Origin of the sequence: Mesorhizobium sp. M7A.F.Ca.CA.001.10.2.1 (genome assembly GCF_003998575.1) — a bacterium.
Taxonomy (GTDB): Bacteria; Pseudomonadota; Alphaproteobacteria; order Rhizobiales; family Rhizobiaceae; genus Mesorhizobium.
The window spans coordinates 1-1001 of record NZ_RZQY01001116.1 but is presented as its reverse complement, the minus strand read 5'-3'; the positions used below and the strand labels follow the sequence as shown (position 1 = coordinate 1001).

The window sequence follows — 1001 nt, the reverse complement described above, 5'->3', positions numbered from 1 at the left end:
GTTCGGACCCGGCCTGATCGCCGAGGATCTGCCGCTGGCGCTGCTGCCGGTGTTGCGTGAACTCTTCGACGCGCGCACGGCTGTTCTATGAACCGCGCCCTGGCTCCGCTGCTTGCCACCCTCATCGCTGTCTTCATGGCGTCGACGGCGCGCGCCGTCGGCCCTGTAACCGTCGTCGACAATCCGGCGGTGCTCGCCGCGCTCGATGCCGGGGGTTTCGGCTTCGCCGATGTTTTGGGGGTTGACGGCGAGGACGGTCTAAAGACGCTTTACGACGAGGCCCCCGCCTATCACGCCATCGTTGACATCGTTGCCTCCGATGTTGCGGCGCTCCGCGCCGAGATGAAGGCCGGCGGGCGGCCGCTCTACGAGGTGACAGACGGCAATGTCGGCCGCATCATGGACATGCGCTGGCTGAAGACCGATGCCGCGCGCTTCCGGCTGGTCGGCGTCGTCAACCGGCTCGACCGTCGCGATTTCATGCTGCTGCAAGGCGACAGGAGCTGCGGCGAGGTGCGCTTCATCTACCGCCTGGCCTACAGTTTTCGCAAGAACGGCAAGCTGCTGGCATCGCGCTTGCCGTTCAATTTCAATGCCGTCTACAGCGCCGCGCCCGATGCCGATGGCGGCTGCGTCGGCACTGCCGGACGCTGGACGCCACAGCTTGACGAGAGCGTCGATGCCGGCTGGCTGACCGGCGGGCCGCTGGAGAAGGCCGGGCTGACCTTCAAGCAGCTGGAGCTCAACGCGCAGGTGGTGCGCTTCCCGTCCGGCCAGGAAACCGAGTTCGGCGGGCAGGCGGCCTATCTCATGCGGGTATTCGGCATCGATGGCGCCGAAATCAGCGAGAAGCCGCTGGAGAACACGCCCGACACCGCACGGCTCTCGCAGGACGCGGCGCTGAAAGCACGGCTTGCCGCCTATGTCGGCGCCAATTTGCCGGCGGTTGACGAAAGCGGCTATCAAATCCCCGACGAGTTCCTGGCCAGAAAGATCATATC

General features: G+C 65.8%; 1 pseudogene. It reads left to right on the top strand.

From position 1 onward, the window contains the following. Positions 1–87 precede the first annotated feature (87 nt). A pseudogene (locus EN964_RS35520) lies at positions 88–1001 on the top strand (hypothetical protein); the annotation flags it as partial.